Source organism: Thermoanaerobacter wiegelii Rt8.B1 (assembly GCF_000147695.2).
GTDB lineage: Bacteria > Bacillota > Thermoanaerobacteria > Thermoanaerobacterales > Thermoanaerobacteraceae > Thermoanaerobacter > Thermoanaerobacter ethanolicus.
In genome coordinates, this window is sequence record NC_015958.1 from 2577892 (window position 1) to 2595161 (window position 17270).

Here is a 17270-nt window from a genome sequence, read left to right on the forward strand (position 1 = left end):
GGAATCAAAATGGCAAAAAATCTAGTAGAATTTCACAATCTCAAAACTTTTTTCTACACTGAAGAAGGTGTTGTAAAAGCAGTAAATGATGTAAGTTTCTCTATACGAGAAGGGGAAACGGTGTGCATTGTCGGTGAGTCTGGCTGCGGCAAAAGTGTAACTGCTTTATCTCTAATGAGATTAATTCAGTCTCCTCCTGGGAAAATTGAAGGTGGCGAAATAATCTTTGATGGGCGAGATATTCTTAAATTAAGTGAGGCAGAAATGAGAAGAATACGCGGTAATGAAATAGGTATGATATTCCAGGAGCCAATGACTTCTTTAAATCCTGTTTTAACAATTGGAGAACAAATAATGGAGCCTTTAATGGTGCATAAACTCATGACTAAAAAAGAGGCCTGGAATAAGGCTATTGAACTCATTAAACAAGTTGGCATACCAAGAGCTGAACAGATAATGACAAGTTATCCTCATGAACTAAGCGGTGGTATGAGACAGCGTATAATGATTGCAATCGCTCTAAGTTGCGATCCAAAACTTTTAATAGCTGATGAGCCAACCACTGCTCTTGATGTAACAATTCAAGCCCAAATCCTTGACCTTTTGAGAAAAATAAAGCAGGAAAGAAATATGGCTTTAATGCTTATAACCCATGACCTTGGAATTGTTGCTGAAATAGCTGACTACGTAGTGGTTATGTATGCTGGAAAAGTTATTGAAGAAGCTCCTGTAAGAGAACTTTTCAAAAACCCTAAACACCCATATACAAGAGGTCTTTTAAAGGCAAAACCAATAATTGGTCAAAGGCAAGAAAGACTATACACAATCCCAGGGCAAGTGCCTAACCCTATTGGTTTAGGAGACTATTGTTATTTTAGCGATAGGTGCGAATATGCAATGGACATTTGCCGCCAAAAGATACCTCAACTTACAGCTGACGAAAATGGGCACAAAGTCGCCTGCTGGCTCTATGAAGGAGAGTGGAAAAAATGAGTGAACCTTTAATAGAAGTAAAAAACCTTAAAAAATACTTCCCAATACGAGGCGGTATTTTACAAAGGACGATAGGATATGTAAAAGCAGTAGATGGAGTGACATTCACTATAAATAAAGGTGAAACTTTAAGTCTTGTTGGCGAATCTGGTTGTGGTAAAAGCACAGTCGGGCGTACTATAATAAGGTTGTATGATAAAACTGACGGAGAGGTTTTTTACAAATCTATTCCTATTCACAGTCTCAAAAAAAGCGAGCTTAGAAAACTAAGACCTAAAATGCAATTGGTTTTCCAAGACCCCTTTAGCTCTTTAAACCCACGCCTTAGAGTAGGAGATGCCATAGGAGAAGCTCTTTTAGACCATGGCCTTATTTCTAAAAATGAATTGCGGGATAAAGTCATAGAAACAATGGAGATATGCGGATTAGCTCCGTACCATATAGACCGCTATCCTCACGAATTTTCTGGTGGTCAGCGTCAAAGAATAGGAATAGCTCGTGCACTCATTTTAGATCCTGAATTTATTGTGTTAGACGAACCTGTATCTTCTCTTGACGTATCAATACAAGCCCAAATAATCAACCTGCTTATGGATTTGCAAGAGCAAAAAGGGTTAACTTATTTGTTTATTTCTCACGATTTGAGTGTAGTAGAGCATATAAGCACAAGAGTTGCAGTAATGTATCTTGGGTCTATAGTTGAAATGGCAGCACGAGACGAACTTTTTGCCCATCCACTTCACCCCTATACACAAGCCCTTTTGTCTGCCGTTCCAATTCCAGACCCAGACTTAAAAAGAGAAAGAATAATCTTAGAAGGAGATATCCCGAGCCCTGCGAATCCACCAAAAGGATGCAAATTCCACACAAGATGCCCACTTGCTAAAGACATTTGTAGAGAGCAAGTACCAGAATACAAAGATGTAGGAGGAGGGCATTTCGTAGCTTGCCATTTGGTATAGCTAGATGCCTTCCACATCTTTTTGAATTTCTTCTTCAAAAGAAAAGTTACTATTGCTTAGCTTCTCAATAAAAATCGGTTTAATAAATATAGCAAAATACAAAAGACTTACTAATAGTATTACAAACGTAATTAGAAAGGGATAAGTATAATTTTGATTTTCTAGGATATAGCCAGCTAAATAGCTGGCTATTGCTGATCCTATACTCCTTAAAAGTGATTTTACTCCAGCAAAAAAATCCCTTTTTTCTTCCTCTACAACAGACATTGTTTGACTTTCTATCATATTATTCAAAAGCGTAAAACTACCACTTCTTAGTAAAAATATTGTTGAAAACATCATTACAGAAATATTATTAAAGGCTAATATAAGTGCAAACAATAAATTCATCCCATATACATAGTAATAAGCTTTAATGGTTCCAAATTTATTTATTATCCATGGCATTATCATAGAAGCAAAAAACAGAATTAGCCCATTTATTGTAAGCAAATAGGAGACATATTCATCGCTCCAACCCATCCGAAATTTCACAATCACGTTTTGGAAAGGAATTATCGTAGAAAAAGCCATACCCGCCAAAAAAAGATAAAAAATAATTAAAAGAATTTTTTTATCAAAAACTTGGTAAATTCTAATATTTGACAATAACAACTTACTCTTACCTTTATCAAAACTATTGTTTACGCATGGCAACAAAATCCCTCTTAATAAAGCCGCCACTAAAATTAACACGGCTGATATATACACAGAACTTTGATATTTTGTATTACCACATGATAACCAATTTGGTATAAAGCCTCCCAAAAGCGTACCTAATCCACTAAATAGAGTAAAAACAGCAAATAAAAGGCTATAACTTACAGTTTCCAATTCATTTGTCTCAGCATATGAAAATAAAAGCTGTATTTCTGTTGTAATCAAAAAGGAAATTCCTATAAATTGTATAATCTGTGCCAAATAAAAAACTCCTATAGATTCCCCTAATCCAAAAAGCCCATATCCTATCCCTGTAAGAGTTATTCCTGATATAAAAATTCGTTTTCTCCCAATATAATTAGCAAAAAAACCTGCTGGAATAGCAGCTGCCCCCATCACTAAAGTTCCTACAGAATTAAGAGCTCCTATTTGTTCAGGAGAAACGTTTAAAGCAAGCAAGTGCAAATTTAATACTAAACCAAAAATCCCCATTCCTATACCCAATAAGGCTTCAGTTGCTATAAAACGTTTTACTTCTTTGGGCAAAAATTTAACCTGGGCGATGAACGACATATATGTTCTCCTTTCCTCCCGTATATATCCTCCAAAAAAGCCGCTTTAAAAGGCGGCTTTAGAAATACTCAAAAGTTATCCATGTCTTCTTAAAAAAGGTATTTCACAAAGTCATTGATTCCAAAGGAAAGCAAAACAGACAAACCAATTACTACCATTACCGTTGTTAACTTCAACTTTTAAATTGCGAATTACTTCATCAACACTCATTTTATGTAAAGCACTTTTTTACTTCAACACTTTTGTCTTCTATAAAATATCACCTTTTTACTTTTAATTTATTTTCATTATACTCCTAATAACTGCAAATTGCAATCAGTCAAATTCTCTATTGCGGGAAAAGTAAAGAGCAATTTGAGTGCCTTTTCCTTGTCTTTTGAGAAAATCCCCAAAATTAAGTCTGCAGACAAAGGGAACAGACAAAGGAGACGGTTCCTCTTGTCTGATCTTTTAAATTTAATCAGGCTATATAGTCAGGCTTTGCCTTTTTCTTTCAAAATCTTATGTATACTATACCTAGTCACCCCAGCAATAGAAGCAATATCTTTAATTGAAAGTCCGGTTTTTTCTCTGTATTTTTTTATTAAGTCATGCCATTCTTTACGTTTTTTAATTTCCAGATTTTCTATATCTTTAATCCCAAATTCCATCGCCATTTCTTTAAATAACTCTTTGGCTTCTCCCGTACTCATTTTTTCTTCTTCAATGTCGATAAAAACTTCATTGCCTTCTGTCTGCTCCATATATTTCTTAAACTGTTCTATAGCTTTCTTTTTATCATCAGAGAAAATACCTAAAATCAAGTCTGTATCTACAATTTGACACATTTCATCATTATCGCTAAGATAACAGCTATAACTGCTCCACTTATAATCAGAAACTTTTTTCACTAGTCCCGCTTTTACCGGATTTTGATGAATGTATCTTACTAATGCTATAACGTAACTCTCATCTTCAACTGGCTCACTTCTAAACCTATCCTGAAATAAATGCCCTGTCCTATCGTATTTTTTATTAAAATAAGAAGCATAAGTTCCTGCAATCCTCTTAATAGAACCTGATAAATCTTCATTGCCTTCCTTGATCATCAAATGAACATGGTTACTCATTAGACAAAAAGCAGTTAAATAAAACTTCCCGTCTAGCTTTTTCTCTGCCAATATTTCTATAAAGCGATTTTTATCATCATCACTTCTGAATATATTTTTCTTTTCATTTCCCCGCAACATCACATGATAATATCCACTCTTGCTTTTAACTCTTGACTTTCTAGGCATTTATATCCACTCCAAAAATAATAATTCAGACAAAAGGAACCGTCCCCCTTGTCTTTAGTCTCCCTTGTCTGATTATAACATATAAATTAGATAAAATCTCCCATTTTTTCAGAAGTTTTAATTTTATATATTCCTAACAGGATAAAGGTTAATGCAAAAGCCAACAGTATGATTATATTCATATAAACATCGCTTAAACTACCACCCATTTGAATTTTTTCTATAGCGTCTATTGCCCATTTCTGTGGTATAAAATCAGAAAGCTTTTGAAATGATTTTGGCATTAAATATAATGGCCAGAAAGCTCCCCCTAACATACAAGTAGGTGTAATAATTAAAGTAGACAAGGTATTAGAATAACTTGTAGAGGGTGAAAAAGCAACTATCATTGAACTTAAACCAATAGAGGTTATTCCAAAAGAAACTAGTACTAAAAAAACATCAAATGTCGCTTTTGTAAAACCTAAGTTTAATATAAAGGTAATCAACGCAAGTATAAAAGCTATTTGAAAAACTGTCAAAATTAAATTTACAAAGAAATTGCTCACTAAATAAGTTCTTGGCTTTAAAGGAGAAGCAAAAATTCTGTAAAAAGTTTTATCTCTCTTCTCCACAAGTACAAAATTAGAAATATTAAAAGTGCTAAACATCAAAAACATTATAAAAAATCCTAAACTTCTTGTTGTTGCCACTGCCATCTTCCCTATATCTTCAACAATATATGTTTTCAAGCTAAAAGGACTGTTCTTATAAAGGTCGTACATCTTATAAAAATTTTCTTTATTTCCTTCAGATGCCTTACTTAAATTGTAAAGAACATTTATCTTGCGGTCAAGATAACTTTTCAAAAATAAGGTGGTTTCTTCCCCTTTTATTGATACAATCTCTACATCCTTTGGATTTCCCTTCAAAATTTCTTCTTCAAATCTTTGAGGAATCACTATAGCGCTGTCAACTTCTCCTTTCGATACTTTATCATTTATCTCATTTTCTTTCAGAAAAACAACCTTGAATTTATCCGTTTTTTCCAATGAATTAATTAAATCTGTTGAAATCTGACTTTTATCTCTATTTACAACACCTATTCTAAGTTGCCCGCTGCCACCATAGGTAAAAAGCAAAAAGAAAAATGGAATTATAATACCAGAAATCAATAAAATAATATTCCCTTTCCTTCTAAAAAACAACTTTACTGTATTCTTCATAACCAAAAATAGCTCTCTCACTTAAAAAGCCTCCCTTCTGAATAAGTAAGCTGACAACACTATGAAAAAAGCTGCAGGAATTAAATTTACCATGAGGGCTGTAGGTACATATTGATAATTGCCTCCCAATATCACATTAAATATGGCTGTATTTGTCCATGTAATTGGAGAAAAATTTGAAAATTTCTCAATAAACTGACTTCCCATTTCTTTTACAGGAATATAAGAACCACCTAAGAAGGCTATAAAAGAAATTATACCGTTTAGTAAACCTTGTGCCATTGCTCCATTTTTTATAATAAACCCCAAACTCACTCCCAAGCCCACCACAAAAATTATCTCACTAATTATAATCACAAAAACTGTTACAATATCCTTTCCCCAATTAGCTCCGAAGATGTATTTGCTAAAAAGAACAATAATCAAGGCCTGTATAAAAACAGAAAAAGTTACCCCTAACACCTTCCCCATCAATATTTCATATTTCTTAATAGGAGAAGCTAATATTCTGCGCCCTGTCTTTTTTGTCCTTTCCATATCTATTGAAAAGACACCACTCATAGCACCGTATAAAATTATTAAAGTAAGCATTGTAACAGAATAATAATCGAATGATGTTTGTTTAACTTTTCTGTCAATAGAGGTTATTTTTATAAATTCTCTATTTGAATTTATATCGCCGCTATTTTTAAGAAAGGCAGGATTTTGTGAAGCTATAGCTGTCATTCCTTTAAAAGTATCAGCAAAAGAGTCAATCATACTTGCTGCAATCTCCGCTTTTATATCTCCATGTGCATTCTTATAAAAAGTTATATCTTTACCTTTTAAAAAAACATAACCATCATATTTGCGTTTTTCTATTTCACTTATTCCCTTGCTGACATCTTTTATTTCTACAAATTTTACTCCCATTTTATCAGTTTCTTTAATGAAAATATCAAAACCTTGTGAAAGTATCGTATCTCCTTCATCTGTATATATGACTTTTATATCCCCTAATTTTATATCTGATGTTGACGAAAACGCAAAACCTAAAATTCCAATAAGAACTATTGGCAATAGTATCATAATAGCCATTACCTTCTTGTCATAAAGAATTTCCTTTATTTCTTTAAGCATTATAGTAAGGATTCTCATATTTTCACCTCTAATCTCTCAATTTTCTTCCTGTCAGGGTAAGAAAAACTGTCTCCAAATCGGGAATTTCGTTTCTTAGGTTACGTATTGGTATATTTTTTGAAATAAAATAGTGGATTATATCATCAAAATTGCTCACATCTTTTAAGCTTGTTATCTTTATCGTGCTATCTCTTATCTCAGCAGCTTTTACACCCTTTATTCCTTTCAATTCCTCCTCTTTTATTCCATCAATTGAGCCAATTTCAATATAAACTGTATTCACATCTGTAACCATTGAAGTAAGTTCTTCCTTTGTTCCTTCAGCTATAACCTTGCCATGGTCCATTATAGAAATCCGCGTGCAGATAGCCTCTACTTCCTCCATATAGTGACTTGTGTAAATAATTGTACTACCCATTTCATTTAACTTTTTAACAGATTCCAAAATGTGATTCCTCGATTGAGGGTCTATACCTACTGTAGGTTCATCCATTATTATTAATTTAGGTCTATGGGCAATGGCACAGGCAATATTTAGCCTTCTTTTCATACCACCTGAAAATTTATTTGGTACTTCTTTCGCTTTATCTGAAAGACCTACAAACTCTAATACCATCTCTACACTTTCTTTTAGCTCTTTTCCCCTAAGTCCATAAAGGCTTGCAAAAAATTGGACATTTTCATAGGCTGTTAAATCTCCGTAGATAGCCACATCCTGAGGCACAATACCTATACTCTTCTTTATGAATTCCGGTTCTTTGCGTATATTTTTATCAAAAACATACACCTCTCCTCTATCAAAATTGAGCAAGCCGCAGATTATGCTTATAGCTGTCGTCTTCCCTGCTCCATTAGGACCCAATAGGCCGTAAATTTCTCCTTCTTCTATTTCTAAATTTACATTGTCTAAAGCTATAACATCACCAAACCTTTTTATTACATCCTTCATTTTAACTATCTTCATGAAACATCCTCTCCTTACAAAATAAATTTTCAGACAAAGGGAACCGTCCCTTTTGTCTGAAATTGATTTGATTTTCTAGGAATATAATAAAGGAAATGGTGAAAGTTTTGTAGTATACAAAGTCACCATTTCCTCATGACTAAAGTCACATTGTATTTAAATTTTTTATCATGTATTCCATTATTCTTACAGCCTCATTTATAGTTTTTACATCATCCTTTAATGGTCCAAGCCATATGCAGTAAGCTAAATCATTGTCTGCAATTGGAATAATTCCAAAAATCTCAATATATGTTGTAGGATCATTCGAAGCAGCAGGAGGGCTTCTCCTCAAAGCGGCAATTCTTCCTTCTCCGATAGGAGTTTTTATATCTTCTTCTTTTAAAAGTTCGCTGTGATTTGGAAGAAAACCTCCAAAATATTGGTCTTTGTAATAACTTATAACATATATACCACCGTTAATTTCATCCTTTGAATTTAAGATATAAATTTCATTTCCGCCTGTAAATTTCTCTTTCCACCCATTTGGCAGAGCAATCTTGAGTTTTTTTAAATAACCAATCTCATTATTGCGGCAAAGTACCGTTTCCATATAGGGCATATCTTGAAAGCTATTTAAATCATAAAAGAGTACTTTCTCAGCTCGACTAACGCCAGCCAGCTTGCTTTCAGAAACAAATTTCACTGAATTCCATTCCAAATTATCGCTTTCCTTTAATTCCCTCACATTTCCATTTAAATCAACACTTACTATAGGTGCGCCTATAAAATTACCTTTATCGTCATATTTATAAATCTTGAATATAACATGTTCACCATCCGGAAATGCCATACTGTCAAGCGAATAAAATTTGTATTTTAAAATGTTTTTGTACGTTTTTATTATTTTGAAGTTATTTCCATCCAAAACATCTAAGCAGTTTTTCTCATCGTTTAGCACAAATATAGTTCTACTTTTATCTAAACTCCCATACGTTACACTTCCGTTAAAACTGTAAACCGGCTTTACGACCTTGTTTTCAAAATTTAGATAGTTTATTTTGTTATCACAAATAAACAGCACCCCTTTATTGTCAAAATATGGTTTGATTTTGCCACAAGAATTTATTTCACTTTCTAAAGGATACTTCTCAAATGTTCCTTTATTTACATCATAAGAAAATATATACCCACTCTTAGCATTTAAAGAATCCGGTGAAATACCATAGATATACTCCCCACCATTACTCCACACTGGATATATTCCATCTCTTACAGGAAGAGTAAGTCTTTCTGGAGCACTGCCATCAATGTTTATCACATAGTATTCAAATGAAGCAGCATCGTAATGGATTCCCACAACAATTTTGTCTTGTCTTGGTGATAATTTATAATATCCAATGCGTTTATTTTTTAAAAATTCACTTGCTATTTTGTTAGAATTGCTGTCGTACAAAAGGACGGTATAAAGGGTATTATCAAAATCTTCGCTTGAATTAGGAAGTGAAAATACCAGCCTTATAGGTGGTTCTTTCCTAGTTGTGGATGATTCTTTAAGCTTTACTACATCACAGGAAGTTAAAAAGAACATCACCATAGTAAGAAATAAAAATAATTTTCTCATTTACTATCCCTCTAATCTTATAATTTTTCCCTCCTTTTTAAAACGATTATATCATAATAAAACAAAAATTTCCACATCATCTATTTTTAAAAATTCAGACAAAGGGAACGGTTCCTCTTGTCCGTTTATTTTGATTTTCAGACAAAAGGAACCGTCCCCTTTGTCTGTGTCTGTGTTATGCCAATAAAAAAGTAAGGCTCGTAATGGTCTTCGCTTCAGCCAGTACAAATCTCTTCATACCTCACTTAAAAGGCAAGGTATTGCAAAACCCATACTGACCTATGCTCGACTATTATAGATACCTTAGAAACCTTATGCACTTTGCATAAGGCCTCCAGTCTAAGTACATGACGTACTTCGACCTGCGGCACCTATAATAGTCTTAGCTCGACTATAATACATCCTTTTTAGCCTTAAAATTAAGGCTCTACATGGACATATTATAATCTGCCCGCCGACTAGCATCCGACCTTTTGATCGAATACCAATCTTTGGCCGACCATCACAGAACTTGCGTCCTGTGATGATCTTGGCTCGACCATTACGAACCTTACACTATTATATTGCCCTTTTTGTCTTTTTATATTCATTTGTTTTTAAAAAAATTTTAAAGGACACTCTCATCCTTATGTCATTCTAGTATTCTCTTCGCCTTCGCTGCGCTCCGGCTTAGAATGACACGTATAAAGGAATGAGATACCCACTTTTTTAGTTTAAGCTAAAGCTCTTAGTGAAAACAAAGGAACTGTACTTCATTTTAAATTATACAGAATATTGATAATTTAAAGCAATTACTTTTGGCTCACTTTCTAGATCTTTCTTAGTAATACCCATTTCTGTGGATAAAATCTTTTTGCCACCTGTCATATCCAAAAAGTTATCCACAGTATCAATAGGGAAATTAATAAACTCCGTTTTATAGTGCATTGGTATAGTTATTTTAGGCTTTAACTGGTTCATCACTTCTACCGCTTGTTTTGCATCAATTGTATAATAGCCTCCAACAGGAATGAGTAGAACATCAACTGGTCCTATTTCTTCAACTTGCTTTTCTGTTAAAACATGTCCCAAATCTCCCATGTGACAGACTCTGATTCCATCAATATCAAAGACAAAAACTATATTTTTACCTCTTTTTGCACCATGTTCGTCATCGTGAAATGTATTTACACCTTTTATGTTGATACCTTTTATATTATGTTCTCCTACTGTGTCAACAATATCAAAGTTTCCCTTTACTGCTTTAAAGTAATTGTGGTCAAAATGGGAATGAGAAGATGTCACAATGTCTGCCTTCACATTTGGCATAGGATAGCCAACCGACTCATCAAAAGGGTCTGTAACAATAACCGTGCCTTTCTCAGATGTCAACTTAAAGCTCGAATGTCCCAACCATTTTATATTCATAAAAAACACCTCCTAACCATATTATACCACAAAATAAAGGCGGAAAAACCGCCTTTTACATTCTCTCTGGTGCTGTTATTTTCAATATATCTAAAGCGTTCTTTATAACAGTCTTTACTGCTAATATGAGCACAAACCTTGCTTTCATCAAATCCTCTTCTACGCCTTTTACTCTATGACTGTTATAAAAAGAATGGAAAAGCGATGCTACATCAAGTACGTACCTCGTAATTCTGTGAGGTGCCAATGTCTTTGCAGCAATAGTAATTTCTTCAGGGAAATATGCCAATTTTTTAATTAATTCTTTTTCCTCTTCTTCTTTTAAAAGGCTTAAATCTACTTCATCTATATTATCTATCTTTACACCCTCTTCTTCTAACTGCCTTATTATGGAGCAAATCCTCGCATGGGCATACTGCACATAAAATACTGGATTTTCATTCGATTGCTCTTTAGCCAAGTCAAGGTCAAAATCAATGGGACTGTCTGCAGACCTTAAGTTGAAAAAGAATCTTGCTGCATCTTTGCCCACTTCATCTATTAAATCTCGTAGTGTCACCATTCTGCCTGTCCTTTTGGACATTCTAACAACTTGACCGCCTTCTATGAGTTTTACAAGCTGCATTAAAACAACGTCAAGCCTGTCAGGGTCTATGCCAAGTGCCTGCATCGCTCCTTTCATAGGAGCAACATGGCCATGGTGATCCGCACCCCAAACATTTATAACCCAATCAAATCCGCGAGTTATAAATTTATTTTTATGATATGCAATATCAGATGCAAGGTAAGTAGGGATTCCATTAGACCTAACTAATACATCGTCTTTTTCTGCGCCAAATAATGTCATTTTAAACCACAAAGCCCCGTCTTTTTCGTAAGTATACCCTTTTTGCTTAAGATCTTCAATTACTTTATGCACTTCTCCGCTGTCATAAAGAGATTGCTCAGAAAACCACACGTCATATTCTATACCGTAAAGAGCTAAATCCTCTTTTATTTTTTCTAAATTTTCCTTAAGTCCATATTCTATGAGGGCCCTTCTTCTCTCTTCTGATGGCGCATCTTTATATTTATCTCCGTATATTTCTAAAAACTCTCTCGCTCTATCTATTATGTCCTCTCCGTGATAGCCTCCTTCGGGCACTTCAGCAGGTATGCCCAATAATTGCAGGTATCTTGCCTCAAGTGAATATCCGAACTTCTCTATCTGATTTCCTGCGTCGTTTATATAAAATTCCCTTGTAACATCGTATCCTGCATAGTCAAGTACTGACGCCAAGGCATCTCCCAAAGCACCGCCTCTTGCATTTCCCATATGCATAGGACCCGTCGGATTTGCCGATACAAATTCCACTTGTACTTTCTTGCCATTCCCAATGTTTACTCGTCCATAATCTTTCCCTCGTTCATAAACGAGCTTTAAAGTTTCTTCCAAAAATTTATCCTTCAAAAAGAAATTGATAAAGCCAGGTCCTGCGATTTCAATCCTTTCTATAAAAGTATTTGAAGGGTCCATTTTTGAAACAATGATTTCCGCAATTTTCTTAGGGGGCATTTTAGCCTGCTTTGCTATTACCATCGCTGTGTTTATTGCAAGGTCACCGTGTTGTTTTTCTTTTGGCTCCTCTATTTCTATCTCTGGAATAACCTCTATATTCATCAAACCTTCTTTTACAGAATTCTTAATAGCGATAGTCACCATGTCTTTTATTTCATCTTTTACTTTTTGTATAATGTTTTCCAAATCAGTTTACCTCCCGCACTTTTAAGTATAGTTCATTATTACTCACAGTCTTGTTATTAAGGTCAAGAGCATATTTTATAGTAATCTCACCACCAGCTTCCGACATAGCCACTTTTACATCTGTTGGCAGTATTCCTAAAGGAATTTTCCCATAAGGAGTATCATAGTCCGATTCGTATCTTTTGTTTTTCTCAAAAACCATTTTCGATTTGTTAGTACCAAACCGCAATAATGTAACTTTGTCTTCTGTAATTTTTAAAGTAGTAGTAGTTCCATCCATTCCTGATAGTTCACTTTCTTCATATACTACATAAAAGGTATTGCCTTTAATATAGAAACTACCCTCTGTAATAAGTTCTATTGTATCAGATTCATTTTGATCGTTTTTTTGAGTACCTTTTACAGATATAATCGCTTTTTTCAATTACCTCTCCCCTTCTTCCCTTATTTCTCACCATTCCCTACATTTTTCATTATAGCTCTCTATCGCTAAGTTTATAAGTTCGTCCAATAATATTGAATACGGCTTTCCACTTACTTCCCACAGTTTAGGATACATGCTTATTTTCGTAAACCCAGGAATGGTATTAACTTCATTTAGATAAAGGGTACCTGTGTTTCTATCCATCAAAAAGTCTACTCGCGCCATACCTCTCAAATCCAACGCCTTATATGCTTTTATAGCCAATTGTCTTACCTCTTCCATTTTTTCATCTGGAAGTGGTGCAGGTATTAAGAGAAGAGATTTACCCCCATCAAAATATTTAGCATTATAATCATAAAATTCATTAGAAGGAACAATTTCTCCTGCAATAGAGGCTTGCGGATTTTCGTTACCTAGCACGGAACATTCAATTTCCCTAGCATCTATTCCTCTTTCTATCAACAATTTTCTATCATATTTTGCAGCTAATTTCAAGGCCCCAGGAAGTTCTTCCTCATTGTGGACTTTGGTAATACCAACACTAGAACCTAAATTAGCAGGTTTTACAAAGCACGGATATCCCAAGTGTTCAACTTTTTTCTTTATAGCTTCTAAGTCTTCAATCTCTTTTCTATATACTACTACAAAATCAGGTGTAGGTAGCCCCGCTTCCTTAAAAATCCTTTTTGTGAAAACTTTATCCATGCATAAAGCAGAAGAAAGCACATTAGCTCCTACATAAGGTATATCTAATAATTCTAAAAGCCCTTGTATAGTCCCATCTTCTCCATTAGGTCCATGCAAAACAGGAAATACCACGTCTATAGGATAAAAACCATTTTTTCCGTCTTCGAAAGTTATTATTCCTCTATACTTCGTAGAAGCTCCCATAGTTGCAGGAATTCCTTCTTTTTCCCATTCTCCGGTTTCTATTTTTTCTACATCTCCTCTATATAAATACCATTCTCCTTTTTTTGTAATACCTATCATGTAAATCTCGTATTTATCTTTATCAAGGTTGTTTATTATAGACTTTGCAGACATTAAAGAGACTTCATGTTCTCCCGATTGTCCACCAAATAAAACAGCTATTTTCTTCTTCGCCATTCTCTCACACTCCACTAATTTTTCTTACATTATCTTTATTCTACTCTTTTAAGAATATGTATTCAAGAAAAATTTTTTTATAAATTTAAAGCCGGGAAAGAAGAAGTTTTTCTTCCCCGGCTTGGTGGGCATTTAGAAGGTGGTATTTCCGTTGTTATAATTTTCTACAAGCATTTTTTCTGCTTTTTCGATTGCAAGTTTTACAAGATTACCGCAATTTCTAGAAGAAACACTTCCCCAACCTTCCTTCATTACTGTGTCGTAAACGCCGAGTTCTTTAGCCAACTCATATTTAAGTTGGTCAGACATTAAGCCTCTGCGTCTACCCATTTTTATCCCCTCCTTCTTTTGCCCTACACTTATTTTGCGCCTTTAAAAGCACTTTTATGTTATGGACTACATGGTCAAATCTCCATGTTCTGTTTTTATAACCTTTAAAATTTTTTCTTCATTTCCATTTAACGCATTTATATACACGTAAAATGTATCACCTTTGTATGTTCCTTTAAATTCGTAAGCCAATACTTCTTTTCCGCCCTCCAAAGGAATGAGTGTTAATCTTGTTCCTTCTATTTTTAAGTTTTTATTTACTTTTTGCTCCGCTTCTTTTTCCGTAAGCTTTGGCTTTTCTAATTTTCTCTCCGTATGATTCATGTAGTAAGCTGTAGCGTCAAATCCGATTATGTCACCATTGTCAAGTGCCACTTTCACTTTGACAATGTCTGGATACAAATATACCTCATCTTGTACAGGAACAAAATTAAACTGTACACTACCATCCGCCTTCATAGAATAAGTACTTTCCACGTTTTTGAAACCGTGTTTTTCTAAAAATTTTTTAGCATACTGCAAAGCTTGTGATTGAGAAATATTTATTTTATTCACACTTCTCTGGTCCATCATCCATACAACATATCCACCTTTTTGACTGACATTTATATAAACAGGTAATTTACCTGGAGATTTTAATTCTATCCCATAAGCTTTTATTTTTCCATTGTTAGGACTATACTTGTTTTGTGATTCTACAGGCTTTCCATAAAAATCTTTTGCTATTTGTAAAGCTCTATCGTAAGAAACTTCTTTCCCAACTAAACCTTTAGGTGTAGTTTTTGCTAAACTTTCAGAAAAAGGGCCGTCATATATCAAAGTAGGGTAATTCGTCATAGTCTGATTGACACTACTCATTTTTACATTTAAAATTTTACTATCAATCTCACCCATTTTTTGTGTACCTTTTTGACGTAAGTTTCCAAGTTCATATCCACCTTGAATTTTTTTCTTAAGTCTTGTAAGTTTTTACCTAAAAACACTGCATAATTCTGTAATTTCGTAAGGGTTGCTAAATCTTGTTGTGATAATTTTTGCCCTGAAGCAACTTTTTTTGTAAGACTGTAAGCGTAATCGCCAATTTGTGTCAAAAACTTTGAAGTATTATCTATTTCAGGCTGCCCTATAGGAAGTTGATTTAAGTGCTCTTGCCCTGAAAAAGCTTCCCTCCATATTTCATCTAAAATAGGAATAGCGGTTTTATCTGAAGAAGCTACCATTAGTTTTCCCATAGAAGTTTCGATGTTCTCTACGTTAGACACCAATTGATAAAAAGACCTATCGTATTGTGCTTGTAAATACCTGTGATAAGAAATTTTCTCAATATATTGTCTATATCCCCATGCTCCGAGGATTAATATTAAAATTAAAGCAAAAGCCGTCAAGCCTCGTTTTAACATTTTTTCACCTCACCTTGCAAAGATATGGCTGCCTATTTGGGTTATAATTGGCCTGTTAAATATCCAATAACTTGTCACTCTCGCAGCGTTGTAATAATACAAGGCACCACCAGTAGGGTCCCATCCAGCAATTGCATCTCTTGCCGCCCTTATGCTGTCATTTGTAGGAGGTAGCCACATTTGACCATCATCTACTGCAGAAAAAGCCCCAGGTTGAAATATAACACCTGCTATAGTTTTTGGAAACCTCGGGTCTCTTACTCTATTCATCACCACAGCTCCAACTGCAACTTTTCCAATATAAGGTTCCCCTCTCGCTTCTCCATTTATAAGCATTGCTAAAAGGTAAACATCGTCATTTGTGGTGACAGAGGAAGAAGCCTGATAAGCCGCTAAATCTTGAGCAGTAGTTGTAAAACCTAAAGCTACTTTTGTATCGTCATCTACAATTCCAGTAACTCTGAGTCCATTATATGCTTGAAATTTCCGAACTGCCAGCCACGTTCTAACCCCAAAAAATCCATCTACAGCTCCCGTATAATATCCCCAGTCTTTAAGCCGTGCTTGCACTTTTGCAACATCACTACCTGTATTTCCCCAATAAAGGTTAGACATAGCTGTTTTGGTCAAATCATAAGCCGCATACTCAAAAACTGCTGTTATAAAAATAGCCAAAACTGTTATTATAATCTTTATGCGGAGAATAAAATCTATTTTCATTTTGAACCTCCTTTTCTTTGGTGCTTGTAAATATTTTTTGTAGTAGTAAAAGTATTATACGCTGTTTTTAATTTAAAAAATTAAAGCGCCCTTTAAGGCGCCTTCCATGCCACTTTAAATTTATTGTAATATTCCTCTATAATTTCAACTATTTTAAATTTAACTTTAGGTTTTTCTTTCTCAATAAGTTTCATTTCATCTTGAGAAAGATATTTAGCCACTTCCTCTGCAGTTTGTGTATCTGTAAACCCGTGGGTAACATCAATAAAACAAAGGGGAGGAAATATTACACACCACCAATTTTTACCTTCACCGTTTCCGATAACTACTTTAAGCGCATTATAATTCCCCGCAGGAAGAGTAATAGTTCCATAATACCGTGTAGGAAAATCAAAGGTGCCATAGGCAACTTTCACATCATAATTCTTACCCTCTCTACGAATTACTTCCTCTGCAACCTTTTTAATCTCCTCAATACTTTGCTTTATAATCCTTTCCGAATCTTTTACATCTTTTACATTTTCAAATTTAGGCGTTAAATCAACAAGTATAGCATCTCTAACCTTAAGTTTTAATTCCTGGTCTTCTTCGGAATCGCTGTTGGCAATCACATGAAACCTTATTAATTTGCGGGATAGGTCTTCTCTTTGCAAATTAGAAGCTTTAGCTCCATAAAAATTTGCTGCTATAATAATTGCTAATACCATCAATGCAATTAACCTTTTCATAATTTTATCCTCCAT

At 34.4% G+C, this 17270-nt stretch carries 15 protein-coding genes and 1 pseudogene; 2 read left to right on the forward strand and 14 right to left on the reverse strand.

Annotated features, from left to right (window positions below; all coding sequences use genetic code 11):
• The first annotated feature begins 9 nt into the window (after positions 1-9).
• Together THEWI_RS12675 and THEWI_RS12680 are read left to right on the forward strand one after the other, a co-directional pair.
• On the forward strand, positions 10-993 hold the full coding sequence (locus THEWI_RS12675; protein ID WP_014063669.1) for an ABC transporter ATP-binding protein: 984 nt from the start codon (positions 10-12) through the stop codon (positions 991-993).
• Positions 990-1955, forward strand: coding sequence for an ABC transporter ATP-binding protein (locus THEWI_RS12680; protein ID WP_003869652.1), 966 nt, complete (start codon positions 990-992; stop codon positions 1953-1955). Before THEWI_RS12675 ends, THEWI_RS12680 begins: the two co-directional genes overlap by 4 nt.
• On the opposite strand, the gene THEWI_RS12685 is transcribed toward THEWI_RS12680, so the two are convergent.
• The 14 genes and pseudogenes from THEWI_RS12685 to spoIIR form a co-directional block, all read right to left on the reverse strand.
• A complete protein-coding gene (locus THEWI_RS12685; RefSeq protein ID WP_014063670.1) occupies positions 1956-3227 on the reverse strand; it encodes an MFS transporter in 1272 nt (423 codons plus the stop codon).
• Between the two features lie 473 nt (positions 3228-3700).
• Positions 3701-4504, reverse strand: coding sequence for an REP-associated tyrosine transposase (locus THEWI_RS12690; protein ID WP_014063671.1), 804 nt, complete (start codon positions 4502-4504; stop codon positions 3701-3703).
• Positions 4505-4590: 86 nt separating this feature from the next.
• The gene (locus THEWI_RS12695) at positions 4591-5730 is read right to left on the reverse strand and encodes an ABC transporter permease (RefSeq protein WP_014063672.1); all 1140 of its coding nucleotides are present in this window, start codon (positions 5728-5730) and stop codon (positions 4591-4593) included.
• Entirely contained in the window at positions 5731-6846 is a 1116-nt protein-coding gene (locus THEWI_RS12700; RefSeq protein WP_014063673.1) for an ABC transporter permease, read from the reverse strand.
• Between the two features lie 10 nt (positions 6847-6856).
• Complete coding sequence (locus THEWI_RS12705) at positions 6857-7792, reverse strand: ABC transporter ATP-binding protein (protein ID WP_014063674.1); 936 nt, start codon at positions 7790-7792, stop codon at positions 6857-6859.
• A 145-nt stretch (positions 7793-7937) separates the two neighbouring features.
• Positions 7938-9395, reverse strand: coding sequence for a TolB-like translocation protein (locus tag THEWI_RS12710; protein WP_014063675.1), 1458 nt, complete (start codon positions 9393-9395; stop codon positions 7938-7940).
• A 762-nt stretch (positions 9396-10157) separates the two neighbouring features.
• Positions 10158-10802, reverse strand: coding sequence for an MBL fold metallo-hydrolase (locus tag THEWI_RS12715; RefSeq protein WP_014063676.1), 645 nt, complete (start codon positions 10800-10802; stop codon positions 10158-10160).
• A gap of 55 nt (positions 10803-10857) precedes the next feature.
• On the reverse strand, positions 10858-12546 hold the full coding sequence (argS, locus tag THEWI_RS12720) for an arginine--tRNA ligase (protein WP_014063677.1): 1689 nt from the start codon (positions 12544-12546) through the stop codon (positions 10858-10860).
• A gap of 1 nt (position 12547) precedes the next feature.
• A complete protein-coding gene (locus tag THEWI_RS12725) occupies positions 12548-12970 on the reverse strand; it encodes a YwiB family protein (RefSeq protein ID WP_014063678.1) in 423 nt (140 codons plus the stop codon).
• A gap of 27 nt (positions 12971-12997) precedes the next feature.
• On the reverse strand, positions 12998-14077 hold the full coding sequence (locus THEWI_RS12730; RefSeq protein WP_003867631.1) for a D-alanine--D-alanine ligase family protein: 1080 nt from the start codon (positions 14075-14077) through the stop codon (positions 12998-13000).
• A gap of 132 nt (positions 14078-14209) precedes the next feature.
• Positions 14210-14407: a small, acid-soluble spore protein, alpha/beta type gene (locus tag THEWI_RS12735; RefSeq protein ID WP_003867630.1), complete on the reverse strand. Its 198-nt coding sequence runs from the start codon at positions 14405-14407 to the stop codon at positions 14210-14212.
• 66 nt (positions 14408-14473) lie between these two features.
• A pseudogene (gene ypeB, locus THEWI_RS12740) lies at positions 14474-15807 on the reverse strand (germination protein YpeB).
• 9 nt (positions 15808-15816) lie between these two features.
• On the reverse strand, positions 15817-16527 hold the full coding sequence (gene sleB / locus THEWI_RS12745) for a spore cortex-lytic enzyme (protein ID WP_003870422.1): 711 nt from the start codon (positions 16525-16527) through the stop codon (positions 15817-15819).
• 92 nt (positions 16528-16619) lie between these two features.
• Complete coding sequence (gene spoIIR / locus THEWI_RS12750; RefSeq protein ID WP_014063680.1) at positions 16620-17255, reverse strand: stage II sporulation protein R; 636 nt, start codon at positions 17253-17255, stop codon at positions 16620-16622.
• Positions 17256-17270: the final 15 nt, after the last annotated feature.

Coding starts and splice junctions, on each gene's coding strand:
- THEWI_RS12675 (WP_014063669.1), top strand. CDS start 10: ATGGCAAAAAATCTAGTAGAATTTCACAATCTCAAAACTTTTTTCTAC.
- THEWI_RS12730 (WP_003867631.1), bottom strand. CDS start 14,077: ATGGCGAAGAAGAAAATAGCTGTTTTATTTGGTGGACAATCGGGAGAA.
- THEWI_RS12685 (WP_014063670.1), bottom strand. CDS start 3,227: ATGTCGTTCATCGCCCAGGTTAAATTTTTGCCCAAAGAAGTAAAACGT.
- THEWI_RS12700 (WP_014063673.1), bottom strand. CDS start 6,846: ATGAGAATCCTTACTATAATGCTTAAAGAAATAAAGGAAATTCTTTAT.
- sleB (WP_003870422.1), bottom strand. CDS start 16,527: ATGAAAATAGATTTTATTCTCCGCATAAAGATTATAATAACAGTTTTG.
- THEWI_RS12680 (WP_003869652.1), top strand. CDS start 990: ATGAGTGAACCTTTAATAGAAGTAAAAAACCTTAAAAAATACTTCCCA.
- THEWI_RS12690 (WP_014063671.1), bottom strand. CDS start 4,504: ATGCCTAGAAAGTCAAGAGTTAAAAGCAAGAGTGGATATTATCATGTG.
- THEWI_RS12705 (WP_014063674.1), bottom strand. CDS start 7,792: ATGAAGATAGTTAAAATGAAGGATGTAATAAAAAGGTTTGGTGATGTT.
- THEWI_RS12735 (WP_003867630.1), bottom strand. CDS start 14,407: ATGGGTAGACGCAGAGGCTTAATGTCTGACCAACTTAAATATGAGTTG.
- THEWI_RS12715 (WP_014063676.1), bottom strand. CDS start 10,802: ATGAATATAAAATGGTTGGGACATTCGAGCTTTAAGTTGACATCTGAG.
- spoIIR (WP_014063680.1), bottom strand. CDS start 17,255: ATGAAAAGGTTAATTGCATTGATGGTATTAGCAATTATTATAGCAGCA.
- THEWI_RS12710 (WP_014063675.1), bottom strand. CDS start 9,395: ATGAGAAAATTATTTTTATTTCTTACTATGGTGATGTTCTTTTTAACT.